The organism is Methylocaldum marinum (assembly GCF_003584645.1).
Taxonomy (GTDB): Bacteria; Pseudomonadota; Gammaproteobacteria; order Methylococcales; family Methylococcaceae; genus Methylocaldum; species Methylocaldum marinum.
In genome coordinates this window covers 5,355,237-5,380,625 of sequence record NZ_AP017928.1, presented here as the reverse complement: position 1 = coordinate 5,380,625, position 25,389 = coordinate 5,355,237, and the positions used below count along the sequence as shown (strand labels likewise).

The following is a 25,389-nucleotide window of genomic DNA, read 5'->3' as shown; positions in this document are numbered from 1 at the left end:
TGAGGCTGTCCCATGTCCGATAACCCCGATTTCCTCTTGCACTTGCCGGAACCGCTCAGACCGCCGGTCGCCTCGGCTTTGGCTTCGTTTTCCGCAAACTCGGCGCCGCTCGGAATCGAACTCGAAGCGCTACCGAAACAAATAAAAGATTCTCTGGGCCCGGTATGGGCATCGAGCCCCTTCGTCGCCGAACAATGCGCCCGCCGGCCGGAACTGTTGAAAGAACTCGTGGGATCGGGCCGGCTGTCGAACTCGACCGACGAGGAAAGCTATCGCGCCCGTTTGCGACGGCTTCTCGAGGGCGCAACCGCCGAAACCGAATTGATGGCTATTCTGCGCCGCTTCCGCAACCTCGAAATGGTACGCATCGCCTGGCGCGACATCGCCGGCTGGGCAAGCCTGGAAGAAACCCTCCGGGATCTATCCGCGCTCGCCGACGTGTGCGTGCAGGAAAGCCTCGACTTTCTTTTTCGCCAAGCCTGCGCCGCCAGGGGAACGCCGACCGACAAGCAGGGCCGGCCGCAATCGCTGGTCGTGCTGGGCATGGGCAAGCTCGGCGCGTGGGAACTGAATTTCTCGTCCGACATTGATCTGATTTTTGCCTACCGCGACGACGGCGTTTTGGCCGACAAGCGCGAAACCAGCTACGCCGAGTTCTATACCAGGCTGGCGCGCAATCTGGTCAAAGTGCTGGATGCCAAGACCGAGGACGGCTTCGTCTTCCGCGTCGACCTGCGCCTGCGTCCGTTCGGCGACTCAGGCCCCTTGGTGCAGAATTTCTACGCCTTGGAAGCGTATTATCAAAGCCAGGCGCGCGAATGGGAGCGCTATGCCATGGTCAAGGTACGCGCCATGGCCGGAGATTTCGAAGCCGGACGCGAACTCGAGGAATTTCTCAGACCCTTCGTTTATCGGCGATACCTGGATTACCGAACCCTCGGCGAGTTGCGCGAGTTGAAACATAAAATCTCGCTGGAACTCCAGCGCAAGGAACGCCAGGAGAACATCAAGCTCGGTCCCGGCGGGATCCGGGAAATCGAATTCATCGGCCAGGCGTTTCAGTTGATTCGCGGCGGACGCGAGAAACGCCTGCAGGAACGCCGCATCCAGGCCGTCCTGGCAACGCTGGCCGATTTGGGTTTGCTGCCCGCGCCGACGGTCGAAAAACTCCAGAGCGCCTACCGCTTTCTCCGCACCGTGGAAAACCGGCTGCAACAATACGCCGACAAACAAACCCACGATCTCCCCACCGATCCGGTGCAGCGGCACAGTCTGGCATTTACCATGGGCCTTGCCGACTGGGAAACGTTCAAGGCGCACATCGACCAGGTACGCCATGAAGTACACGAGGTGTTCGAACAAGTCGTCGCGCCGGTCAAATCCGAAGCTCGAGACGTATTCTCATTGAACGGAGACCGCGAACAGATCGATACGGCGTTGCGGAACCTCGGCTGGCCTAACCCCGGGTTCGGTGCAAAACTCATCGAGTCTTTCCAGTCCTCGCATGCGATCAGGAATCTCACCCCGAGGGGCGCTTCGGAACTCGCCCGCCTTCTGCCGATGCTGCTGCGCGCCACCGCTTCGACCGACCGGCCCGAGAATGCCCTGGAACGAATTTTCGCGTTACTGGAAGCCATCGCCAGCCGTAACGTATACCTGACCCTCCTGGCGGAGAATCCGCAAGCGCTGTCGCAACTCGTCAAACTGGCGGCGGGCAGTCCCTGGATCACTCACTTTATCGCGCAGCATCCTCTGCTCCTGGACGAACTACTGGACCCGCGCGCGCTTTACGCCCCGCTGTCCAAGACGGACCTGGAGCGGGAGCTGAAACGGAAACTCGATGCGATCGATCACGACGATCTCGAGCAGATCCTGATCGGACTCCGCCAGTTCAAACAAACCAATGCTCTGCGCGTGGCGGCGGCCGATTTCGTGGGCGCCATTCCGATCATGGTGGTCAGCGATTATCTCACCTATATCGCCGAAGTCCTGGTGACCGAGGTCATGCGACAGGCCTGGCGGTTGACGGCGACGCGGCACGGCGTTCCGCCCGGTGCCGGTATCGACGAAGTCGGCGGTTTCGGCGTGATCGCCTACGGCAAGATGGGCGGACTGGAACTCGGTTACGGGTCGGACCTGGATCTGGTCTTCCTCTACGACGGTACCGACAGCGCTCTCACCAACGGCGAGCGGCCGGTGACCACTGCCGAGTTCTTCGCGCGCATGGGCAAGCGCATCATCCATCTCCTGACCGCCAACACCCCGGCGGGAACCCTCTACGAGGTGGATTTGCGGCTCCGGCCGTCCGGAAGCTCCGGCCTCCTGGTCAGCAGCATCGATGCCTACCATACTTACCAAATGGACAGTGCCTGGACCTGGGAACAACAGGCACTGGTAAAAGCCCGATTCGTCGCCGGAGATCCGAACATCGGCGAGCGGTTCGGCGCGATCCGCGAGCAATCCCTGTGCCGGCAGCGGGACATCGAGCCCCTACGAACCGAAATTCGCGAGATGCGCGAAAAAATGCGCGCCAATCTGGCGGCCAAGGATCCGGCGGTATTCGATTTGAAGCAGGGCTTCGGCGGTATCGTCGATATCGAGTTTATAGTACAATTCGGGGTCCTTTCGGGTGCTCACCACTGCACTGAACTGACCGAGTGGACCGACGTGGTGCGCCTGTTGGAGTCTCTCACCAAGGCCGGTTTTTTAGGCTCCGACGACGCCGGAGTATTGAAACAGGCCTACTGTATTTTCCGTGAGCACACCCACCGGTGCGCGCTGCTGGAAGTGCCCGCGCTGGTTGCGGCCGACGAACATTTCGAACTGCGTTCCCGCGTGCAGCAGATCTGGCGGGACGTGATGGAACGCTAAGCTTTTCTTTTCACTGGTAATTTCGGAGAACGACTGATGGCGATGGATGACAGAGACGGCGTCATCTGGCTCGACGGCGAATGGCTGCCCTGGCGAGACGCAAAGGTTCACCTGCTGACCCATACCCTGCATTACGGCTGCGGCGTATTCGAAGGCCTCAGGGCTTACAAGACCGATCACGGCGCGGCGATCTTCCGGCTGCGCGACCACACCGACCGGCTGTTCCGCTCCGCCCATATCATGTGTATGAAGATTCCTTTCGACAAGGACATCCTCGACCGCGCACAATGCGAAGCCGTGAGCCGGAACAACCTGTCCAGCGCATACATTCGGCCGATGTGCTTCTACGGTTCCGAGGGCATGGGCCTGCACGCCAAGGGCCTCAAGGTGCATGTCATGGTCGCCGCCTGGGAATGGGGATCTTACCTCGGCGCGGAAAACATGGCCCGCGGCATCAAGGTCCGCACATCATCCTACACCCGCAATTACGTCAACAGCGTCATGTGCAAGGCCAAGGCGAACGGCAATTACCTGAACTCCATCCTGGCCGTTCAGGAAGCCGTGGAAGCGGGCTGCGACGAGGCCTTGCTGCTCGACCACGAAGGTTATGTCGCCGAGGGCAGTGGCGAGAACGTCTTCATCGTGCGCCGCGGCAAGCTGTATACGCCGGACCTGACCTCGGCGCTGGAAGGCATCACCCGCGAGACGGTCTTCACCATCGCACGGGAAAACGGACTCGAAGTCGTCGAAAAACGCATTACCCGCGACGAAGTCTATGTCGCGGACGAAGCCTTCTTCACCGGCACCGCCGCCGAAGTGACCCCGATCCGGGAAGTCGACGGGCGGACCATCGGCGAGGGCGGGCGCGGACCGATCACGGAAAAATTGCAGTCTCTTTATTTCGATTACGTGCACGGCCGCCGCAACGATCATCAGGACTGGCTCAGCCGCGTGGGTTAATCAGACCCCGGCCGCAAACAGGGCGGGAACACCCCGCCCTGTCCCACCTTCGCCGACTCGGCCGGCACTTTTCCGAACCAAACTTGCGGGAAGCGCCGACCGGAGACGACAACGGGTCGCGGCGTCGGCAATCCCTTGCCGATGAAGCCTGCATAGTAGCTTCCCATAGAGGCAAGCCTACTGCTTCCGCCTCGTTCAGTCCGGCAACTGCCCGCCCAAATAGAGCCCATACCGCAGTACCACCGCGCCTTGCAGAAGGAAATCCAGCGGCGCTTGGATGAGATTCCCCCACCCTTCCGTTTCCAACATTGCGTCCAGTCGGAGCCCCGCCCGCTCGCTGAATTCGCCCGCCAGGAGATGCAAGCCCACCGATAAGGCGACGAGTCCGGCAAGCATCGAAGCAGGCGGAAAATACTCTATCGACGCACTCGGATACCGCCAGTGTAGCAATACGGCTCCGAGCACGGCGATCTGGACCGATGTCACCACCCCCCGGAACCGGCCGATCACCGGCAGCCAAGGCAAAAACACCGACATTACGAACGTAAGATTGAATAAATCCGAGATCGGCCTGGCTCTCCCATGAAGGCTCGTTATGAAATCCGGCCCCACCCCGTGCCCGAACTGATGAGGGTACACCCAGATGACAAAACCCAGAGCGAGTACGGCATGCACAAACGGTGGTCCGGCCCAGGCGGCTATCTCGCGGCTTAGTGGAATGTCCACCAATTTCCGTTGTAATCTTTCGAGTAGAAGGAAAAGCGGCATATGCAGCAGGGCCATGCCCATTAGAGGCAGCCAGTAATTCGGCTGGGAAACGGTCCACCAAAACCCCATATGACTTCGCTCGCAAAAAAGGGGCCGTAATAACAGCCCCTTAGCAGTTCGGCACTGGTTATCAGCGTAGCAGCAAGAAGAACGAACCGTTCCCCCGCTGCAGGTTGAGCAACAACTCGCTGCTGCCGCCGGAGGCGGCCCTGAGTTCTTTTAGATTTCTCACCGGCTGGCGGTTGGCCATGACGATGAGATCGCCCGGCCGCAGACCGGCCTGGTAAGCATAGGAGGCAGTATGGATCTTTTCCACCCTGATGCCCTGAACGCGTTCGTTCGGCTCGGTGTTGCCGAGCAAGGTGCCGGACAGCTTCGGATGGACCTTTTTGCCCTCCTCGCGGCTGATCCTGGGTTCGGCGATCCTCGCTTCGCGGACCACGGATTCGCCCTTGTGCAGAACTTCGATTCGGACTTTGTCCCCGATCTGCTGCAAGCCGACGGCATTACGTACATCCATACTGTTTCTGACGCGGCGATCGTTGACCGCCTGCACGATGTCGCCCGGTTCGAGTTTGGCCTTGGCGGCGGGAGAATCGGGCTGCACGCCGGTAATAACGGCGCCCTGGGTTTGGCTGAGACCGAAGGCCTGCGCCAGGTCCGGAGTCAAGTCCTGGACCGTGACGCCCAGCAAACCGCGGCGAACTTCGCCGTGTTCGATCAGAGTGGTCATGATGCTGGTCGCCATATTTGCGGGAATGGCGAAACCGATACCCACGTTTCCGCCGCTGGGCGCCAGAATCGCGGTGTTGATTCCGATCAACTCGCCTCGCAAGTTGACGAGCGCACCTCCCGAATTGCCGGGATTGATCGACGCATCGGTCTGGATGAAATCCTCGTAACCTTCGATGCCGAGCCCGGACCGCCCGAGTGCGCTGATAATGCCGGAGGTCACGGTTTGCCCCAGCCCGAACGGATTGCCGATGGCCACGACGAAATCGCCCACTTGCAACTGGCTGGAGTCGGCGATAGGCAGTTCGCTCAGGCTCTGCGGTTCGACTTTGATCACGGCGATATCCGACTCCGGATCGGCCCCGATCAATTTCGCACTGAGATGACGGCCGTCATTAAGCGTCACCGTGATCTCATCGGCTTTGTCGATGACGTGATTATTGGTAAGGATATAACCGCGCCTCGCATCGACGATTACGCCCGAGCCCAGGCTGGACGTCTCACGACGGCGAGGTTGGTTCGGAATGTCGAAAAAATATCGAAAAAACGGATCGCGCAGCAAAGGGTGCTCGGCTTCCTGAATCTGCGTCCGCGTCGAAATATTCACTACGGCCGGGGTTGCCTTCTTCAGCATGGGCGAAAGGCTGGGCAAAGGTTGACCGTCCACGCTGGCCGGCCAGACCGCGTACGCTGCATCCGTGAAATACAGCAACCCGGCCAAAAATAGTGCAAGCAATCGACGAAAGTCGCTCATTGTTATACCTCGGTCGTTTCAAGAAGGTTGAACGGCTTCGATACGAAACCATTGATAGTTGATACAGATCACAAAGTACTCGCGGCGGGATGGTCTATTATATGGAAGCGCGGTAAAACCGAACAACGCTAAAGGCTTGGAGCCCTAAAGGATCGATGCTCAACGTTCATAAATCGGACTACCCTAGTGACACCAACATGCCACCTGCCTTGAGCACCGCTGAAATACAGGAATTGCGCCGTCTGATTCCGCTCAATACTCTCTCGGACAGCCGATTCGAGCAGCTTTGCAGTCAGATCCGAATCGACGAGGCGCCGAAAGGTTCTGCCCTGTTTCGACAAGGCGATACGAAACATGAGCTGGTATACGTGTTGAGTGGCACGATATCGCTGCAGGCAGGGGGCGTGGAAATGGATTCGATCAGCGGCGGAACGGACACTGCCCGGTTCGCCCTGGCTCACCAGATTCCGCGCAAAGTTTCCGCCATTGCCAATGACACCGTCAGATACATCCGAGTCAGACCGGAGATGATAAACCAGCAGGAAGAGCTCAACCGGGAGCTTCCCACGTATAAGGTCAGCAATATTCCGGAAGAACCCACGCGCGACTGGATGACGGCCCTGCTCAAGTCACCGCTTTTTCAGCGCCTGCCGCCAGCCAATATCCAGGCGATACTTCGAAGCCTCGAAGAAATCGAGGTCAAAGCCGGCGACGTCATTTGCCGCCAGGGCGATCCGGGCGACTTTTACTACATCATCAAGAAGGGGCGCTGTTCCCTGTCGCGCAAACCGTCTCGTCTCGCCAAGGAAATCAAGCTGGCCACGCTGAAAATCAGCGACGCCTTCGGCGAGGATTCGCTGATTTCCGGCGATCCGCGCAACGTGACGATAAAGATGCTGACGGACGGCATTTTGCTGAGACTGGACAAGAGCAGTTTCATCAAGCTGCTCAAGGATCCGATCATATCCCTGGTAGAGTTCGAAAGCGCACAACGAATGGCCAACCGGGACGGGGTATGGCTGGATGTTCGCTCGCCGGATAGCTTCGAGCAGGGCCGATTGCCGGGAAGCCTCAATATTCCATTCTTTTCCTTGCGGGTAATGCTTCCGACCTTGAACCGGCAGAGCAAGTACCTTCTGGTTTGCGAGGACGGAAGGCTCAGCGAGGCTGCCGCCTTCCTATTGATCCGCTACGGCTTCGAAGCATTTGTGCTGTCCGGCGGCATCAGCAAGGTGCCCCGTGATCACCTGGTTGTAGAAGCCACGAAATGGATCCCGCCCCACTCACAATCCGCTGCCGCTTACTCGGCACCGCAGTCGGAGGATCGCGATTCGGCCGCGCCGGATATGGCTGCGGACAACACCGAAACTCCCGCCCCACAGGAAGAGGTGTTGCCCGGAGCGGCGGAAACGGCGGACCGCACGTCCGACCGGCCGGAAGACTTGAAAGAGACCCGAGATGCGTTCGACGACGGCGCACCGGGAAAACCGGAGCACCCGGAACACGAATCGATAGACGCCCCCGACCCGGAGAAGGGCGCGCCGGCGCCGACATCGGATGCGCCGATCGCAACCGAGAGCAAGGAAAGCCGGACCGACGCGGAAGCGCAGCAATCCGTCGCTCGGGACAGCCAAGCTCCGGAAGAGAGTTCAGCAGCAACACAAGAAGACAAGGTTCAGGAACTCGAAGCCGCTTTGCGGGAAGCGCTTTCGCGGGAACGGAATTTCGCCCAGCGACTGGACGAGTCCGAGAACAGGGCTGCGGAAGCGGTTTCCAGAGCAAGCACGCTGGAAAAGCAACTGAACAAGGCCAGCGATATCATCGCGAATGCCGCCGCCATAACCGAACAGCGTCAGCATGCCGAAGAGCAATTGCTGGAAGCCACGAGAGCCATCGACGCCTTAAAAGTGGAGCTGAAAAAAGCGCGCGAACTCGCAAGCGATAGAGAAGCAGCGCTTCGATCCTTGCAGGAGAATAACAAGCGCCTTCTAACGGAACAGCCCGGCAACGACAAAGCCGAAAACAGCAAGGGCGAACAGGCTCTATCAACCTTGAAACAGGAAATCGAGCGGCTGAAAACCCTGAACCGCCTCGCGGTCCGAGACAAGGCGTCAGCCGAACGGCAGGTGGCTGACTTGACCCGGCAGATCGCGGAACTCAAGGCCGCGGATCAGTCGGCCGAACCCGGCACTGCCGACGAGAAAGCGTTGCTCGAAGAACTCGACGACCTACGCCGCCTTCATGCCGAAGAAATGGCGAAGACGCAGTCCCGGCTGCACGACATGGCGGAAGAAGGAAACCAGCTCCGTGAAGCCCTTCAATCTGCCCGGACCCGGTTGGCGGTCTTCGAATCCGCCGCACAAGCGACTGACGAGGATCGAAAGAAGAAACTGCACTTCGAATTCGCCGTCACGCTTCCGGTCACCCTCGCGATAACCGTATTGCTGCTGGTGCTCGTCCTGGGAGGATTGTTCTGCACGTCCTCCGGCCGCGAACTCCTCAACCGCTTGCTGAAACCCGTCGTGGGAATGTCCATCGAATATAGCCCGTCCGCCACGCCGGAGCAGGCTTCATAAAGTCTCGCCGATATGGCAGAAAAAGGTCTTCAGGTAATCGGTCTCCGGGATAGCGGGGTGCACGGGATGATCCGGGGCCTGCCCGCCGCGCCGGAAAAAAACGAGATGGCGATCCATGCTCCTCCCGGTGGCGCGCAATAGATCGTGCAAGCTCTCCCGCTGCAAATGAAATGAGCAGGAAGCGGATACCAGGATCCCGCCGGGCGCCAATACCTGGATGGCGCCTTGATTCAGCCGCCGGTACGCCTCCACGCCCTGCCCGACATCTTTCTTCCGCTTGATCAGGGCCGGCGGGTCGACCACCACCACGTCATAGCGCTGCCGCTCTTCTCTCGCACGCTTCAGGAACTCGAACACATCGTCCTTGACGAACCGCATCTTGTCCGCAACGCCATTGAGGCCGCCATTCTCCTCCGCCAACCGCAAGGCGGCTTCGGAGCCGTCCACGCAATCGACCGATGCCGCTCCGCCGAGCGCGGCCTGTACCCCCCACGCCCCGGTATAAGAAAAAAGATCGAGTACGCGTATACCGTTCGAAAGTTTCGCCAATACCGCCCGACTTTCACGATGATCGAAGAACCAGCCGGTCTTTTGGCCGCCGACCGGATCCACCAGGAAGCGCGCGCCGTTTTCTTCGATTTCGACCGGGCTCTCCAAAGCGCCCCGGACGACGGACGTATAAGTTTCCAGTCCTTCCAAGGCTCTCAGGCTGGAGGTATTTTTCAGTACGATGGAACGTGGGCTGATTAAAGTTTCGAGTGCGGCGATCAGATGGCCCTGAAGTGTCTCCATGCCGGCCGTATTCGTCTGCACCACGAACACATCGCCGAAACGATCGACCACCGCCCCCGGAAGGCCGTCACTCTCTCCATAAACCAGCCGATAATAGGGTCGGGAATACAGTCGCTCGCGCAACTGCAGGGCGCGCCTCAGACGCCGCTCGAAGAAAATCCGATCGATCCCGGCGTGCAAATCACGGGTCAGGAGACGGGCGCAGATCAGCGACGCCGGATTAACATAGGCGACCCCCAGGGCTTGCCCGCGCCAGCTCTCCACGATCGCCAGCTCACCGGCCCCGAATGGCTTGAGCGGCGTCGCCGAGACGTCCACCTCGTTGCTGAAAATCCACGAATGGCCTCCGCGCAAGCGTCGCTCCTCGTTCTTCTTGAGACGTATCGAAGGTAACTGGCTCATAACCGTCGCTGAAATCGAAAAATAGTCGGACATTATCGCGCACGATTTCGACCTTTGCAGAATCTAAACACCGAAGGTCCAGCCCGTCGGCAGTTCCGGCGAGCCGGATAGTGTACAATTCGACTTTTAGCTACGCAGGCAAGTTAGTGGAACAATTTCACGGCACCACCATCGTGTCCGTCCGCCGCGACAACAAAGTGGTCATCGGCGGCGACGGCCAAGTGACCATGGGCAACACCGTCATGAAAGGCAATGCCCGCAAGGTCCGCCGACTCTATCACGGCCGTGTGCTGGCCGGTTTCGCCGGCGCCACAGCCGATGCATTTACCTTATTTGAGCGCTTCGAAGGCCAATTGGAAAAACAGCGCGGCAACCTGACCAAGGCGGCCGTCGAATTAGTGAAAGACTGGCGTACCGACCGAATGCTGCGCCGGCTCGAGGCACTGCTCGCCGTCGCCGATTCGAAAGCCTCGTTGATCATTTCCGGCAACGGCGACGTCATCGAACCTGAAAACGGCCTCATCGCCATCGGCTCCGGCGGTCCCTTCGCGCAGGCGGCCGCACGCGCCCTGCTGGAAAATTCCGAATTGGACGCTGTCGACATCGTCGAAAAGTCGCTGCAAATTGCTGCCGACATCTGCATATACACCAACCGCAATCTGGTCATCGAAGAACTAGATATGCAACGGGAACTGCACGAACATCCATGATGCATATGACTCCTCGAGAAATCGTCCACGAACTGGACAAACACATCGTCGGTCAAGCCGCCGCCAAGCGCGCGGTGGCGATAGCCTTGCGCAACCGCTGGCGGCGAATGCAGATCGAACCCGCTCTCCGCGAAGAGATCACGCCCAAGAACATTCTCATGATCGGCCCGACGGGCGTCGGCAAGACCGAAATTGCCCGGCGCCTGGCGCGACTCGCCAACGCACCGTTCATCAAAGTGGAAGCGACCAAGTTCACCGAAGTCGGCTACGTGGGGCGCGACGTGGAATCCATCGTTCGCGATCTGGCCGACGCCGCGGTGAAAATGACCCGCCAGACCGAGATGGCGAAAGTCCGAACCCGTGCCGAAGAATCGGCCGAAGAACGGATTCTGAGCGCTTTGCTGCCCGGCGCCTCGGGCTGGAGTGGAGAAGAAGCGGGGCCGGAATCGGCGACACGCCAGAAATTCAGGCAAAAACTCCGAAACGGCGAACTCGACGACAAGGAAATCGAAATCGAAGTCAGTGCCGCTCAGATCGGCGTGGAAATCATGGCGCCGCCCGGCATGGAAGAAATGAGCAGCCAACTCCAAAACCTGTTTCAGAATCTCCACGCGGGACGCATGCGCACCCGGAAATTGCGGGTCAAAGACGCGCTCAAGCTCCTGCACGAGGAAGAATCGGCCAAGATGATCAACGAAGAGGACATCAAGCTGCGTGCCGTGGAAGCGGTGGAGCAGAACGGCATCGTATTCATCGACGAAATCGACAAGATCTGCAAGCGTGGCGAGTACGGCGGCCCGGACGTTTCGCGCGAAGGCGTGCAACGGGACCTGCTACCTTTGGTGGAAGGCTCGACCGTGAGCACCAAATACGGCATGGTTCGAACCGACCACATCTTGTTCATCGCTTCCGGCGCGTTCCACCTTTCCAAACCTTCCGACCTGATTCCGGAACTTCAGGGACGCTTGCCGATTCGCGTCGAGCTGAACGCCCTGACGGTCGAAGACTTCATCCGCATCCTGACCGAACCGGCCAGTTCCCTGACCGAACAGTACGCCGCACTGCTGGCCACCGAAGGCGTCGATCTGAAGTTCACCAAGGACGGCATCGCCCGTATCGCCGAAATCAGCTGGGAAGTGAACGAACGTACCGAGAATATCGGCGCCCGCCGGCTGCATACGGTGCTGGAACGGCTGCTGGAAACGGTCTCTTACGAAGCGGCTGACCACGCCGGAAAATCCGTGGTCGTCGATGCCGAATATGTTGACCGCTATTTGTCCGAACTGGCGCAGGACGAAGACCTGAGCCGCTACATCCTTTGACCGGGCATTCCACCATGGCCATCCCGCTGCCCACCGACATCAAGCTGCACCAAAAATCGCGGATTCTCGAAATTGCGTTCGAAGACGGATCGAGGTTCGAGCTGCCCTGCGAGTATCTTAGGGTTTACTCGCCCTCCGCCGAGGTTCGCGGTCACGGACCGGGCCAGGAAATCCTGCAGCTCGGGAAAGAGGACGTCACCATCACCGAGATCCGGCCGGTGGGCAATTACGGCATTGCGCCCAGCTTCAGCGACGGCCACGATAGCGGCATCTACACTTGGGAGATACTGTACAATCTCGGCGTGCATCAGGCAGAGCTCTGGAACGAATATTTAAGGAAACTGGAAAGGGAGGGATACGTGCGTCGAACCGAGACCTGACGAGCCCAGCGAACTTCTCGCCCAGGCGATCACCAAGATAAAGCAATTCGGCCATTGACGAACGAATGAACGATCAAAAAACCACCCACTTCGGCTTCAGTGAGGTTCCCGCGAGCGAAAAGGCCAAGATGGTCAAAGCCGTGTTCGACTCGGTCGCGGGCAAATACGACATCATGAACGACCTCATGTCCCTGGGTATTCACCGGATTTGGAAACGGATCGCCCTGCAGCTGAGCCATGTGCGCGCCGGCGAAAAGGTTCTGGATTTGGCGGGCGGCACCGGAGACATGACGTCCCTGTTCCAAAAGCGGGTCGGCCCGAACGGCCGGGTCATTCTGTCCGACATCAATGCCGAGATGCTTAAGCGGGGCCGCGACCGGCTGATTGACGAGGGCGTCGTCGACAATGTCGGCTACGCGCAGATCGATGCCGAAAAACTGCCGTTCCCGGACAATCATTTCGATTGCGTCTGCATCGCCTTCGGTCTCCGCAACGTGACCCACAAGGAGGAAGCGTTGCGCTCGATACATCGCGTTCTGAAACCGGGCGGACGGGCAATCATCCTGGAATTCTCGGAAGCGCAGGGAGACCTTTTCAAGAAAGCCTACGATCTCTACTCGTTCAAGGTCCTGCCGATGCTCGGCAAATTCATCGCCAACGATGCGGACAGCTACAAATACCTGGCCGAATCCATCCGGATGCACCCCAATCAGGAAAAACTCAAGCAGATGATGCTCGAAGCCGGCTTCGAGCGCTGCGAATATTTCAATCTGACCCACGGTGTGGTGGCCGTTCACCGCGGCTACAAGGTCTGACCGTGACGGCGCGTCACCCGGTGTTGGCCGGTGTTCTGGCCGAGGCGCTGGAGCACGCGGTCGCGCACTATTTGAGCCTCGATACCAACAGTCGAAAATGGCTGACTCCGATCGCGGGCAAGGTCATAGAGCTGCGGGTGCTTCCGTTCGAGACATCGATTTTTTTCTGTCCGACCGAATCGGATATGCAGATTCTCGGCGATTTCAGCGGCCGCCCGAACGTGACGCTGACCGGCTCGATCCCCGCCTTTGCCAGGCTGAGGCTCGGGGAACCGGCCAGCCGCCTCCTCGCGGCCGGCGTCGTCGAAATCGACGGCGACATGGATACGGCGCGCCGCTTCCAGGCGTTGTTCGAAAAGCTCGATATCGATTGGGAGTTTCACCTCGCTCAATATACCGGCCGGGCCTTCGCCTCGACCTGCCTGGACCTGGTCCGCTCGGGATTCGGCTGGACCCGGGATTCACTGAAAACCTTAAGACTCGATGTCGCGGAATATTGGCAGGAAGAAAGTCGGGAATTGCCGACTCAATTCGAGGCTGACGCCTTTTATTCCGAGGTCGACCGCTTGCGCGCCGATTTCGATCGCCTCCAGGCCCGGGTCGAGCGGCTTAGGCTGGCGCTGCAGGCCAATTCCACGTCCCCCGAATCCGCCGCCTAGGAATTCCCTTTCGTGATCCGCCCGAAACTGATCCGGCGTTTGCTGCATATTCAACGGACGCTGGTGCGTCATGGACTGGACGAACTGATACTGGCCACCCACCTGTTCCGCCCTATCCGCTTCGTCGGCACCCTTTCCCCGAATTATTGGCTAGGCTCGAAAGAAGCACCGCGCGGCGAACGAATTCGCCGAACCTTGGAGGACCTGGGACCGATTTTCGTCAAATTCGGCCAGACCCTGTCCACCCGCCGGGACCTTCTGCCCGACGACATCGCCGAAGAACTGATCAAGCTTCAGGACCGCGTGCCGGCATTCCCCGGCAACGAGGCCAAGGCCATCATCGAACAAACGCTGGGACAGCCGGTCGCCCGAATTTTCGCCGAATTCGACGAAACGCCGCTCGCCTCGGCCTCGGTGGCACAGGTACACGCCGCGCGGCTGCATGACGGCCAGGATGTGGTGGTCAAGGTGCTCCGGCCCGGCATCGACAAGCAGATCCGATCGGATATCGCCCTGTTGTACGAACTGGCAGCACTTGCTCAGCGCTTCTGGAGCGACGCCCGGCGTCTTCGCCCCATCGAGGCCGTCGCCGAATTCGAAAAGACCATCCTGGACGAACTCGACCTGGTCCGCGAAGCGGCCAATGCCGCCGAAATGCGGCGCCGATTCGAGGACTCCGAGATACTTTACATTCCCAAGGTCTATTGGCCGTACACGCGGCGTCAGGTCATGGTCATGGAGCGCATATCCGGCATTCCGGTCGGCGAGGTGGAAACCCTTCGGCGCGAAGGCGTCGATTTCAAGCTCCTGGCGGAACGAGGGGTTGAGATCTTCTTTACCCAGGTGCTGCGCGACAGCTTCTTCCATGCGGACATGCATCCCGGCAATATTTTCGTCGCGCCGCCCGCCCGGTACATCGCCGTCGACTTCGGCATCGTCGGCAGTATTTCCCGGGAAGACAAGCGCTACGTCGCCGAGAATCTCCTGGCCTTTTTCAACCGCGACTACCGCCGGGTCGCGGAAATGCATATCGAATCGGGATGGATTCCCAAGACCACCCGCGTCGAGGAATTCGAGTCGGCCATAAGGGCGGTGAGCGAACCGATTTTCGAAAAACCGTTGAAGGATATCTCCTACGGTCATTTACTACTGCGGCTGTTCCAGGTCGCCCGCCGCTTCGACATGGAAGTACAGCCGCAACTGGTGCTGCTTCAAAAAACCCTGCTGAACATCGAAGGACTCGGCCGCGACCTCTACCCCGAACTGGATCTCTGGCAGACCGCCAAGCCGTTTCTGGAAAACTGGTTCAAAGACGAAATGGGCCCCAGGGCCGGCCTGAAAAAAATCCAGTCGCAACTGCCCGGATGGGCGGAATCCTGGCCCGAAATGCCGATGTTGATACACCGAACACTGGAAAACGCCGCGACCGGAAAGCTGACGATCACTTTCCAGTCGCGCGAACTGGAGCAAATCCATCGTGAAATCAAGGAGAATCGGCGGCGCACCCTGACCGGAATCGCCGGCGGCGCCCTGCTGGTCAGCGCTGCGGTCCTGTCCGGCTCCGCCGCCTCGCTGACCGCCGCCGGCGTTACCGGCGCCCTGGGAGCACTCCTTCTGGTTGGTGCCTGGTTCTAATCAAAAAAAACAGATTCCGGGTGGTAGCACCTCCGGACGACTCGATTCGATTTCTTTGTTATGATTTGAGCCATTTTCATCGATTTCCACTTATAACGAATAAGAAGGATGATCTCATGGCGCGCACAGAAACTCCGGTTTGTGAATTCGGCAAGAAGGCGATCGATTTCGCTCTGCCCGGCTTAGACGGCCAAATCTGGACTCTGGAAAAGTGCAAGGGACCGAATGGCCTTCTGGTGATGTTCATCTGCAATCACTGTCCCTACGTCAAGGCCGTGCAGGAACGCATCATTCGGGACGTCAAGGAACTCCGGGAACACGGCATCAACGCCGTAGCGATCATGTCCAACGATCCGACCGATTACCCCGAAGACTCCTTCGAAAACATGAAAATCGTTGCCGAGCAGTTCGGCTATCCTTTCCCCTACTTGTACGACGAGACCCAGCAAGTGGCCAAGGCTTACGGGGCCGTCTGTACGCCGGACTTTTTCGGCTATAACAAGGACATGGAGTTGCAGTACCGCGGGCGGCTGGACGCCAGCAAAAAGGAAACCGCCCCGCCGGACGCGAAACGAGAGCTGTTCGAGGCCATGAAGCAGGTGGCGGAGACCGGCAAGGGTCCGGAGGAGCAGATCCCGAGTATGGGTTGTTCCATCAAGTGGCGCGAGGAAACGGCCCCCCCCAAAAAGCTGCCGAAGCCAAAAAATCCGGTACGAAGAAACCTCTTTCCTTCAAGCGAATCACCGATCTCGACCTTGCCGGCAAACGCGTTGTGATCCGTGCGGACCTGAACGTTCCCGTCAAGAACGGCAAAGTCACCAGCGACACCCGCATACGCGCGAGTTTGCCCACGATCGAACATTGCCTCAGAGCCGGCGCGAAAGTGATGGTCATGTCCCATCTCGGACGCCCGACCGAGGGCGAATACACCGACGAGTTTTCGCTGAAACCGGTGGCCGACCGCATGACCTGGCTGCTCGGCCGGAAAGTGCCCCTGGTGAAGGACTGGCTGAATGGCTTCGATATGAATCCTCGCGAGGTCGTTTTGTTCGAAAACGTCCGCTTCAACAAGGGCGAAAAGAAGGATGACGAGGCATTGGCCAGGAAACTGGCGGCGCTTTGCGATATCTACGTGATGGACGCCTTCGGGACCGCGCACCGAGCCGAGGCCTCCACCCACGGCGTGGGCAGCTTCGCGCCCGAAACCTGCGCCGGCCTTTTGCTCGCCGCGGAATTGGATGCATTGAGCAAGGCCCTGGAAAACCCCGAGCGCCCGCTGCTCGCTATCGTCGGCGGCTCCAAGGTATCCACCAAGCTGACAGTACTCGATTCGCTGGCATCCAAGGTGGACCAGCTCATCGTCGGCGGCGGCATCGCCAACACCTTCATCGCCGCAGCAGGCCATCCGGTGGGCAAATCCTTGTATGAGGCCGACCTGATTCCCGAAGCCAAGCGCTTGATGGAGCAGGCCAAAGCCCAGGGTGGCGAGATCCCGGTTCCGACCGACGTGGTCTGCGCGAAAGAATTCGCGGAATCGGCGGCGGCCACGATCAAGAAGGTCGGCGAAGTGGCCGAGGACGACCTGATCCTCGACATCGGGCCGGAAACCGCGGCGCGTTACGCGGAACTGATCAAAGCGGCCGGAACCATCGTTTGGAACGGACCGGTGGGCGTATTCGAAATCGATCAGTTCGGCGAAGGCACCCGCACCGTGTCGATGGCCATTGCCGAAGCCGGGGGCTTTTCCATCGCCGGCGGCGGCGACACGCTCGCGGCGATCGAAAAATACAAGATCGGCGATCGGGTATCCTATAGCTCGACCGGCGGCGGCGCGTTCCTGGAATTCCTGGAAGGCAAAACGCTTCCCGCCGTTGCGATGCTGGAAGAGCGGTCGAAATAATTTTTCGACCCCGCGGCGCGAAGGAGAGCGGCCGGTGCTTTCCTTCGCGCTTTGTTTTTGGGCGGTCTGAACCTTCCCGCCGCGTTGGCGGTCTGGATTAGGAACCCGTCGAACAAAACCGAATGGACCGCATTTCGCGCCAACGAGCGGGCCGTCTGTACAAGGCCCCGGCTTTTGGGTCAAAATGAACCATAAGCTATTTGTTTTTTCTTAAATTTTTTACCCGAAACAGATCGAGAATTCACCAACTATGGCAAGAGTAACCGTCGAAGACTGTCTGGAACACGTGGACAACCGCTTTCAGCTCGTTTTGCTGGCGACCAAGAGAGCTCGTCAATTGTCCCGTCATCCGGACGATGCCAAGGTAGGCTGGGAGAACGACAAATCGACCGTAGTCGCGCTTCGCGAAATCGCACAGGGCTTGATCACCCGCGAATACCTCACCGCGGCCACCAAACAGGAGCGATTCGCGATCGAGCGTCCCCCGGTACCCAATCCGCAGGAACCCGGGATGAATGCTCTCGAAGAGGATGATTTCGAGTAAGGACATTCGGGACATCAAGAACCGATACCTGAGCGCGGGCTGTCATGAACCAGCTTCTCCCCAAAGAAGTTACCGAGCTGCCGAATGAGAAGCTCATTCGCAGATTGTGCAGCATCGTCTCGACCTATCTCGACGGAACCCAGGTCGACGAAATCTACCGCGCCTATCAGGTCGCTCTCGCCGCCCATGAAGGTCAATTCCGGCTGACCGGCGAACCGTACGTCTGCCATCCGCTTTCAGTCGCGATTATCCTCGCCGAAATGCGCATGGACGCCAAAGGCATCATGGCGGCCATTCTGCACGACGTCATCGAAGACACGTCCATCACCAAGGAGCAGCTGTGCGAGCAATTCGAGGATGAAGTCGCCGAACTGGTCGACGGCGTCAGCAAGCTGACCCAGCTCGATTGCAAATCCAGGGCCGAGGCACAGGCCCAGAATGTCCGCAAAATGGTGCTGGCGATGGTCAAGGACCTTCGCGTCATCATGGTGAAACTGGCGGACCGTCTGCACAACATGCGGACCTTGGGCATCATGTCGCCCACTCGCCGCCGCCGTATCGCCCGCGAGACCCTGGACATTTACGCACCCATCGCCAACCGTCTGGGCATGAACGAGATACGGCTGGAATTGGAGGAACTGGGATTCGCCGCCATGTATCCGATGCGATTCCGGGTACTGGAACAATCGGTAAAGAAGGCCCGAGGCAACCGCAAGGAGGTGGTGGCGATTATCGAGTCGGCCATCACCAAGCGCTTGCATGACGCTGGACTGGACAATGGCGAAGTGATCGGACGCGAGAAGCATCTTTACAGCCTCTATCAGAAGATGCGAATCAAGCATGTCTCTTTTTCCGGCGTCTACGACGTTTACGCCTTTCGCATCATCACCGATCAGGTGGACGACTGTTACCGCGCCTTGGGGATAGTTCACAACCTCTATAAGCCGGTGCCGGGCCGCTTCAAGGATTACATCGCGGTACCCAAGGCCAACGGCTACCAGTCGCTACACACGGTGCTGGTCGGACCTTATGGTCAGCCCCTGGAAATCCAGATCCGCACCCGCGCCATGCACCATCTGGCCGAATCCGGCATTGCTGCGCACTGGCAGTACAAGAGCGAGCACGAACAGATTTCGACCAGCCAGGCCCGCGCTCACGAATGGCTGAGAGATCTCCTGGAAATCCAGAAGAGCGCCGGCGACTCGATGGAGTTCCTGGATAATCTGAAAGTCGACCTGTTCCAGCAGGAAGTCTACGTCTTTACCCCCAAGGGCAAGATCACCAAGCTTCCGCGCGGCGCCACCATCGTCGACTTTGCCTACGCCGTGCACACCGACATCGGCAATACCTGCGTATCGGCCCGCATCGACCGCGTGCTCGCCCCGCTGCAAACCGTACTCGAGAACGGCCAGACCGTGGAGATCATCACCGCGCCCTGGGCGCGGCCCAATCCGCTGTGGCTCAATTTCGTGGTCACCGCCAAGGCGCGCGCCGCTATCCGCAGCTATCTCCGAAACTTCAAGAAGCAGGAAGCGGTGGCCTTGGGCAGGCGCCTCCTGGAAAAGGAATTCGACGCCCAGAACATACGCTTCGACGACATTCCGCGAGAACGGATTGACGAGCTACTGAAAGCGCTGGACCTGCCTTCTCTCGAAGCCTTGCTGGAAGATATCGGGTTAGGCAACCGTTTGCCGTTCCTGGTCGTCCGCCAGATCGCTCAAGCCGACGCCAGCATGGATGCCGGAGCCAGAGAGGAAAACCTGCCCGCGCTATCGCCGCTCATCATTAAGGGCACGGAGGGCATGGTGGTCAACCTGGCCAAATGCTGCCGCCCGATACCGGGCGATCCCATCGTCGGTTTCTTTAACCCCGGCAAGGGCATCGTGGTTCATCTCAGCGAGTGCAAGAACGTCTCGGAGCTCCGCAAAAAACACATGAACTGGCTGGACGTGGACTGGGACAAGCAAGCCAGCGGCGATTTTCCGGCAGTCATCCGCCTGGAACTGATGAACCAGGTGGGTACCCTGGCGAAAGTGGCTTCCACCATCTCCCGCATGCGCGCCAACATCGAGAACGTCCAGATCACCAATCAGGACAGCCAGATTTCCACCGACATCATCACCTTGATGGTCAAGGACCGCGTGCATCTCGCCTCGGTCATGCGAGAACTGCGCAAATTATCGGTCGTTTTGAAAATCTCCCGCGCAAAGTCCGAACTCAGAAAGAAACAAAACCATGGAAAAACAAATTATTCAGACTGACCAGGCTCCCAAGGCGATCGGCACTTACTCCCAGGCCGTGAAAGTCGGCGACACCGTTTATCTGTCCGGACAGATTCCGCTCGATCCCGCCACCATGCTTCTGGTCGAGGGCGGCATGGAGATCCAGATCCGGCGCGTGTTCGATAATCTCAAGGCCGTGGCCGAGGCCGCCGGCGGCAGCCTTCGGGACGTCGTCAAACTCAACGTTTTCCTGACCGATCTCGCTCATTTTCCGCTGGTGAACGAAATCATGGCGGAGTATTTCGCCGAGCCCTACCCCGCCCGCGCCGCTATCGGCGTAGCATCCCTGCCACGCGGCGCCGGGGTCGAAATGGACGCGATCATGGTTCTGGCGAAATAAGCGTCCCCGGCTATTTGGCTTCCCACAATCAATCGCTCGACGAACTCCCGGCAGCCACTCTCAAGGGAGCGGGCGCACAGACTCTCAAGCGGCTGGAAAAGCTGGGGATTACGACTGTCGGCGATCTGCTTTTCCACCTGCCGCTGCGTTACGAGGACCGAACGCACGTTACGCCGATCGGGCATCTGAAACCCGGCGATCATGCGCTGTTGGAAGGCCGGATCGAACTCGCGGAAATCCTTCCCAAAGGCCGCCGTTCACTGATCGTTCGGATCGGCGACGGCACCGGGTTCCTCGATCTGCGCTTCTTCCATTACACGGCCAAGCAGCGCGAGCAACTGGCCCGCGGCAAGCGACTCGGCTGCTATGGCGAAGTTCGGTCCGGTTACGCCGGACTGGAAATGACCCATCCCGATTATAAGGTGATCGACGACGCGGAAACCGAGGTCTCGGAACAAGCGCTGACGCCGGTCTATCCCCTGACCGAAGGCGTCCATCAGAAGGCCATCCGCAGGCTGACCGCACAAGCCTTGTCCCTGGCGGACGCAACCCGGCTTCCGGAGTTGCTGCCCGACACGCTGATCCCTCCGGCGAGCCGGTTGCAGCTGCTCGATGCGCTGCGGCTGCTGCATCAACCGCCACCCGGCTGCGGCGAAGCGTCTCCACGCCTGGCGGCGGCTCGTTCGCGTCTCGCCTTCGAAGAACTGCTCGGCCACCATCTGAGCCTGAGCCGCTTCCGAGCCAAGATGCAGGCCCATCGAGCGCCGCTGATGCATACCAATCGGGAGGCAGCGAACCAATTCTTGCGCAGCCTGCCGTTTTCGCTAACGGCTGCCCAATGCCGCGTGATTTCCGAAATCGAAACCGACCTGGCTTCCAGCCGTCCCATGATGCGCCTGGTTCAAGGCGATGTCGGCTCGGGCAAGACGGTGGTGGCGGCTCATGCCGCGCTGACCGCGCTGTCGTCCAACTATCAGGTCGGCATCATGGCCCCCACCGAACTCCTGGCCGAGCAGCATTTCCGGAATTTCCGACAGTGGCTCGAACCGTTCGGCGTACACATCGCCTTCCTGTCGGGGCGTCTCAAGGGCGAAGCGCGAAAAACCGAGCTGGAAGCGATCAGCCGCGGCACCGCCGGCATCGTCATCGGAACCCATGCCCTGTTTCAGGAACAGGTCGTATTTCACCGTCTCGGACTCGTGATCATCGACGAGCAGCACCGATTCGGCGTACACCAACGGCTGGCGCTGCGTGAGAAAGGCCTGCAGGACGGCCTGTATCCGCACCAGCTCATCATGACCGCCACGCCGATCCCGAGAACGCTGGCCATGCTCGGCTATGCCGATCTCGATCTTTCCGTCATCGACGAACGGCCGCCCGGACGCACCCCGGTCAAGACTACGGTCGCCCCGACCAGCCGGCGGGCGGACATTGTCGCCCGCATCACCGATTGGGTTTCCAGGGGCCGGCAAGCCTACTGGGTTTGCACGCTAATCGAGGAATCCGAGGTCTTACAGTGCGAAGCGGCGGAAAAAACCGCCGTGACGCTGGCCGAAGCCCTGCCGGACGTTCGCGTCGCGCTGATACACGGGCGTTTGAAACCGGCCGAAAAAGAAGCCGTCATGCAAGCCTTCAAAGAAAGGCATTTCGATTTGCTGGTGGCGACCACCGTCATTGAAGTCGGCGTCGACGTTCCCAACGCCAGCCTGATGATTATCGAGAATGCCGAACGCTTGGGGCTGGCCCAGCTGCACCAGCTTCGCGGACGAGTCGGACGCGGCCCCGGCGAAGCCCATTGCGTATTGCTCTATCTGCCGCCCCTGTCGGAAACCGCCAAGCAGCGCTTGGGTATACTGCGGGACTCCGACGATGGTTTCGTCATCGCGGAAAAAGACCTGGAACTGCGGGGACCGGGTGAACTTCTGGGCACCCGGCAGACCGGCCAGATCCAGTTCCGCATCGCCGATTTGTCGCGTGACGGACATCTCCTGGACGCCGTAGCACAAGCCGCCGCCGTTCTATTTCGCGATTATCCCGACCGGGCCGAGCGCCTGATACGGCGCTGGGTCGGCCATTCGGTGCAATACGCCGGGGCGTAAGAACCTTCCCGAAAATTTTGTTCAAAGTGGATACCATGATTATGAAGGCCATTCCTGATACAAACTCGGCATACCGGAGGCGAAAGGTATGAAACTCAACGCGGAATCGCTGAAACAAATGAAGTCGGCAAAGCCGATCCCGATGCTGACGGCATACACGGCCCCCGTCGCTCGTTCTCTCGAGAAAGCGGGGATTCCGGTCATCCTCGTCGGAGATACCGTGGGGATGGTGGAAATGGGCTTCGATAGCACCCGCCACGTCACCATCGAACACATGCAGTATCACGTAGGCGCAGTCCGCCGCGGCGCGCCGAATACCCATATCATCGGCGACCTTCCGTACGACAGCGATCGCGATCCGGCCACCGCGCTGCATAACGCCAGGCTGCTGCTGAACGCAGGCGCCGACAGCATAAAGTTGGAAGGTCCGAAATACGACGTGATCGCTCATCTCGTCGCCAACGGAATCGCCGTCGTGGGCCACACGGGCTTGACGCCCCAGACCGCCCCGGACTTCCGCCAAGTCGGAGGCAAGAAAAGCGATGCCGACCGCATCCTGAACGAAGCCATCGGCATCGCGGCGGCGGGCGCGTTCATGGTGGTTCTCGAGCACATTCCGGCAGCACTGGCCAAAACCATTACCCAGTCGATCGCGGTGCCGACGATAGGCATCGGGGCCGGGGCATCGTGCGACGGCCAGGTTCTGGTCATCAACGACGCCATCGGTCTGGGGGACTACTGGCCTCCGTTTTCGAGGCAGTACGCCTACGTCGGCAAAACCATCGTCGACGTCGCCGAAAGATTCATGAAGGAAGTCGACGACGGTACATTCGTGGATCAGGTTCTGCGCATGCATGGTTCAAGGAAGAAGTAGACGCAGACGCGCGATCGGGGGCACCGATTTCTCAAGCCGATACAATCGCTGCCTCGGACAGGTGCCCTCGATCACCGATTCCCGTGCCGCAAAGCTTTCACGGATGCGCTCATGCAGTTTCAGGCCGGCAACCGCTTGCCGACATCCCATTTCTCGCCGCGTGAGTGTCGGGAAAGGATCTCCGACCGACTAAAGGAAACTTCGAAAAAGCCATCTCCCACCGGGAGAGGACTTTACATTGAAACTTTAAACCGAAAAACGCCTTAAAATTCCCCGCTCATAATCGAGAACAACAATTGACGACGCGCAGCCACCTTTTCAGTCACGCCCCCGAGTGGTTCGAACTCGGAAGCAGTCAGCGAACCCGAATTCCGGCACGACTCCATTCATGGCTTTTCGAACCCGGTTCACTGACCCGCAGGGTTCGCAGCCTTTGCAGCGGCGAGTTTCACGTCCGCGTGCTATGGCAGGGCTGGCGGCGGCCGTTCGCCGACGAATCCAGGACATTGAATTTGCGCACCTCGCGCCTCGCATTGGTCCGCGAGGTGGCGCTGCAATGCGGTCCGCAGCCGTTGATCGTGGCCCGTAGCGTCATACCGGCAAGCATTCTCCGAGGCGCTCAGCGCCATTTGGCCTATCTGGGCAACCGCCCACTCGGGGAGATTCTTTTCGCTGATCCCAAGCTCAGGCGTTTGGGCCTGCAACTCGCCTCCATCGGAAATGAGACATGGTGGCCGGAACTGGCCGACGCGATAGTCGGCGCCCGGGCATCCGAGCGGATCTGGGGCCGGCGCTCGCTATATGGCGTCGCCCATGGAAACTTGTTGGTGGCCGAGTTCTTTCTGCCTTCGGTCCTACAACTGGAAGCGGCGAATAAGCTTCCGGATGCACCGGAAAAGATGTAAGCCTATGATCGACCCATCGACTTTCGGTATTTCCAGAAGGCGCCTCGAGATTTACTGGAGACTGATGCGCCTCGACAAGCCCATCGGCATCTTTCTTCTGCTTTGGCCGGCCGTGTGGGCGCTGTTGATCGCCGGGAACGGCAAACCGGATATTCTGGTAACCTTCGTCATCGTTACCGGCGTCGTGCTGATGCGGGCGGCGGGCTGCGTGATCAACGATTACGCCGACCGCGACTTCGACCCCCATGTGAAACGCACCCAATCGCGCCCGATCGCCGCCGGATTGGTAACGCCCAGGGAAGCGCTTTGGCTGTTCGTCGTGCTGTGCCTCGTGTCGTTCGGCCTGGTTCTCCTCACCAACCCGCTCACGATCGCACTGTCGGTTCCCGGCGCTGTCCTCGCCGCGTCCTACCCTTTCATGAAGCGCTATACCTATCTTCCTCAAGCCTACCTGGGGCTCGCCTTCGGCTGGGCGGTGCCCATGACTTTCGCCGCCGAGACGGGCGGCATTCCCTGGGTCGGCTGGGAGCTTTATTTCGCCACCATCCTGTGGGCACTGGTTTACGACACCATGTACGCCATGGTGGATCGGGACGACGATCTCAAGATCGGCGTGAAATCCACCGCCATTCTGTTCGGCGACATGGATAGAGTGCTGATCGGCATGCTTCAGGTCTTCGTGCTGCTGCTTCTTTATGCGGTGGGAAGGCAGACCGGGCTGGGATTGCCCTATTTCCTGGGACTCCTGGTTGCCGCCGGCCTATCCGCCTACCAGCAGCTTCTGATAAGGGAGCGCGATCGCGACGGCTGCTTCAAGGCGTTTCTGAATAATCACTGGTTCGGCGCGGCGGTGTTTGCGGGACTCGCGGCGGATTACCTCTTGCGCCCATAGACCGCCTGTTGAATTCCAGATCTCGATCAAAGAAGCCATTTTGTAGGCCGGAATAAGCGTTGAAGCATTTTCATACCTAACTGTACGGGCACTCGCGAATTGGTCGGGAATCCTTTCCAATCGCAAACGGTGTCTCCGGGAGCGCCGGAGCCGCCCTTCCCAACGTCGCGGCTCGGC

At 59.5% G+C, this 25,389-nt stretch carries 21 protein-coding genes; 18 read left to right on the top strand and 3 right to left on the bottom strand.

Going from position 1 to position 25,389, the window contains the following annotated elements; genetic code table 11:
* The first annotated feature begins 12 nt into the window (after positions 1-12).
* On the top strand, positions 13-2,871 hold the full coding sequence (glnE, locus tag sS8_RS23990) for a bifunctional [glutamate--ammonia ligase]-adenylyl-L-tyrosine phosphorylase/[glutamate--ammonia-ligase] adenylyltransferase (RefSeq protein ID WP_119631985.1): 2,859 nt from the start codon (positions 13-15) through the stop codon (positions 2,869-2,871).
* A gap of 36 nt (positions 2,872-2,907) precedes the next feature.
* A complete protein-coding gene (locus tag sS8_RS23985) occupies positions 2,908-3,831 on the top strand; it encodes a branched-chain amino acid transaminase (RefSeq protein ID WP_119631984.1) in 924 nt (307 codons plus the stop codon).
* Between the two features lie 195 nt (positions 3,832-4,026).
* Here the strand turns inward: sS8_RS23985 and sS8_RS23980 are convergent, their stop codons facing one another.
* Both sS8_RS23980 and sS8_RS23975 read right to left on the bottom strand, forming a co-directional pair.
* Positions 4,027-4,668 carry a hypothetical protein gene (locus sS8_RS23980; protein ID WP_145986666.1) on the bottom strand — a complete coding sequence of 214 codons (642 nt, stop codon included), beginning with the start codon at positions 4,666-4,668 and terminating at the stop codon, positions 4,027-4,029.
* A gap of 61 nt (positions 4,669-4,729) precedes the next feature.
* Positions 4,730-6,085, bottom strand: a complete 1,356-nt coding sequence (locus tag sS8_RS23975) for a DegQ family serine endoprotease (protein WP_119631982.1) — start codon at positions 6,083-6,085, stop codon at positions 4,730-4,732.
* Positions 6,086-6,282: 197 nt separating this feature from the next.
* Between sS8_RS23975 and sS8_RS23970 the strand changes: the two genes are divergently transcribed.
* Positions 6,283-8,661: a cyclic nucleotide-binding domain-containing protein gene (locus tag sS8_RS23970; protein ID WP_232020415.1), complete on the top strand. Its 2,379-nt coding sequence runs from the start codon at positions 6,283-6,285 to the stop codon at positions 8,659-8,661.
* On the opposite strand, the gene sS8_RS23965 is transcribed toward sS8_RS23970, so the two are convergent.
* The gene (locus sS8_RS23965) at positions 8,656-9,855 is read right to left on the bottom strand and encodes a class I SAM-dependent rRNA methyltransferase (protein WP_119632985.1); all 1,200 of its coding nucleotides are present in this window, start codon (positions 9,853-9,855) and stop codon (positions 8,656-8,658) included. The genes sS8_RS23970 and sS8_RS23965 overlap by 6 nt on opposite strands.
* A 146-nt stretch (positions 9,856-10,001) precedes the next feature.
* On the opposite strand from sS8_RS23965, the gene hslV reads away from it, so the two are divergent.
* From hslV to ubiA, 15 genes are all read left to right on the top strand, one after another.
* Entirely contained in the window at positions 10,002-10,565 is a 564-nt protein-coding gene (gene hslV / locus sS8_RS23960; protein WP_119631980.1) for an ATP-dependent protease subunit HslV, read from the top strand.
* Positions 10,562-11,887: an ATP-dependent protease ATPase subunit HslU gene (gene hslU / locus sS8_RS23955; RefSeq protein WP_119631979.1), complete on the top strand. Its 1,326-nt coding sequence runs from the start codon at positions 10,562-10,564 to the stop codon at positions 11,885-11,887. The genes hslV and hslU overlap by 4 nt, the downstream gene beginning before the upstream one ends.
* 14 nt (positions 11,888-11,901) lie before the next feature.
* The gene (locus sS8_RS23950; protein WP_119631978.1) at positions 11,902-12,267 is read left to right on the top strand and encodes a gamma-butyrobetaine hydroxylase-like domain-containing protein; all 366 of its coding nucleotides are present in this window, start codon (positions 11,902-11,904) and stop codon (positions 12,265-12,267) included.
* A 65-nt stretch (positions 12,268-12,332) separates the two neighbouring features.
* Positions 12,333-13,082: a bifunctional demethylmenaquinone methyltransferase/2-methoxy-6-polyprenyl-1,4-benzoquinol methylase UbiE gene (ubiE, locus tag sS8_RS23945; protein ID WP_119631977.1), complete on the top strand. Its 750-nt coding sequence runs from the start codon at positions 12,333-12,335 to the stop codon at positions 13,080-13,082.
* A gap of 2 nt (positions 13,083-13,084) precedes the next feature.
* Positions 13,085-13,741 carry a ubiquinone biosynthesis accessory factor UbiJ gene (locus sS8_RS23940; protein WP_170161236.1) on the top strand — a complete coding sequence of 219 codons (657 nt, stop codon included), beginning with the start codon at positions 13,085-13,087 and terminating at the stop codon, positions 13,739-13,741.
* Between the two features lie 12 nt (positions 13,742-13,753).
* A complete protein-coding gene (gene ubiB / locus sS8_RS23935; RefSeq protein ID WP_119631976.1) occupies positions 13,754-15,376 on the top strand; it encodes a ubiquinone biosynthesis regulatory protein kinase UbiB in 1,623 nt (540 codons plus the stop codon).
* 116 nt (positions 15,377-15,492) lie between these two features.
* Positions 15,493-16,152 carry a thioredoxin family protein gene (locus tag sS8_RS23930; RefSeq protein WP_119631975.1) on the top strand — a complete coding sequence of 220 codons (660 nt, stop codon included), beginning with the start codon at positions 15,493-15,495 and terminating at the stop codon, positions 16,150-16,152.
* A complete protein-coding gene (locus sS8_RS23925; RefSeq protein WP_197716815.1) occupies positions 16,116-17,276 on the top strand; it encodes a phosphoglycerate kinase in 1,161 nt (386 codons plus the stop codon). Before sS8_RS23930 ends, sS8_RS23925 begins: the two co-directional genes overlap by 37 nt.
* A gap of 250 nt (positions 17,277-17,526) precedes the next feature.
* On the top strand, positions 17,527-17,820 hold the full coding sequence (rpoZ, locus tag sS8_RS23920; RefSeq protein ID WP_119631973.1) for a DNA-directed RNA polymerase subunit omega: 294 nt from the start codon (positions 17,527-17,529) through the stop codon (positions 17,818-17,820).
* Between the two features lie 44 nt (positions 17,821-17,864).
* Positions 17,865-20,081 (top strand): RelA/SpoT family protein, encoded by a 2,217-nt coding sequence (locus sS8_RS23915; RefSeq protein ID WP_119631972.1) that lies wholly within the window; start codon positions 17,865-17,867, stop codon positions 20,079-20,081.
* Positions 20,056-20,442, top strand: coding sequence for a RidA family protein (locus sS8_RS23910; protein ID WP_119631971.1), 387 nt, complete (start codon positions 20,056-20,058; stop codon positions 20,440-20,442). Before sS8_RS23915 ends, sS8_RS23910 begins: the two co-directional genes overlap by 26 nt.
* Positions 20,443-20,456: 14 nt before the next feature.
* Entirely contained in the window at positions 20,457-22,541 is a 2,085-nt protein-coding gene (gene recG, locus sS8_RS23905; protein WP_119631970.1) for an ATP-dependent DNA helicase RecG, read from the top strand.
* Between the two features lie 88 nt (positions 22,542-22,629).
* A complete protein-coding gene (gene panB, locus sS8_RS23900; protein ID WP_119631969.1) occupies positions 22,630-23,415 on the top strand; it encodes a 3-methyl-2-oxobutanoate hydroxymethyltransferase in 786 nt (261 codons plus the stop codon).
* 296 nt (positions 23,416-23,711) lie between these two features.
* Positions 23,712-24,320, top strand: coding sequence for a chorismate--pyruvate lyase family protein (locus sS8_RS23895; RefSeq protein ID WP_232020414.1), 609 nt, complete (start codon positions 23,712-23,714; stop codon positions 24,318-24,320).
* 4 nt (positions 24,321-24,324) lie between these two features.
* On the top strand, positions 24,325-25,212 hold the full coding sequence (gene ubiA / locus sS8_RS23890) for a 4-hydroxybenzoate octaprenyltransferase (protein WP_119631968.1): 888 nt from the start codon (positions 24,325-24,327) through the stop codon (positions 25,210-25,212).
* Positions 25,213-25,389 lie beyond the last annotated feature (177 nt).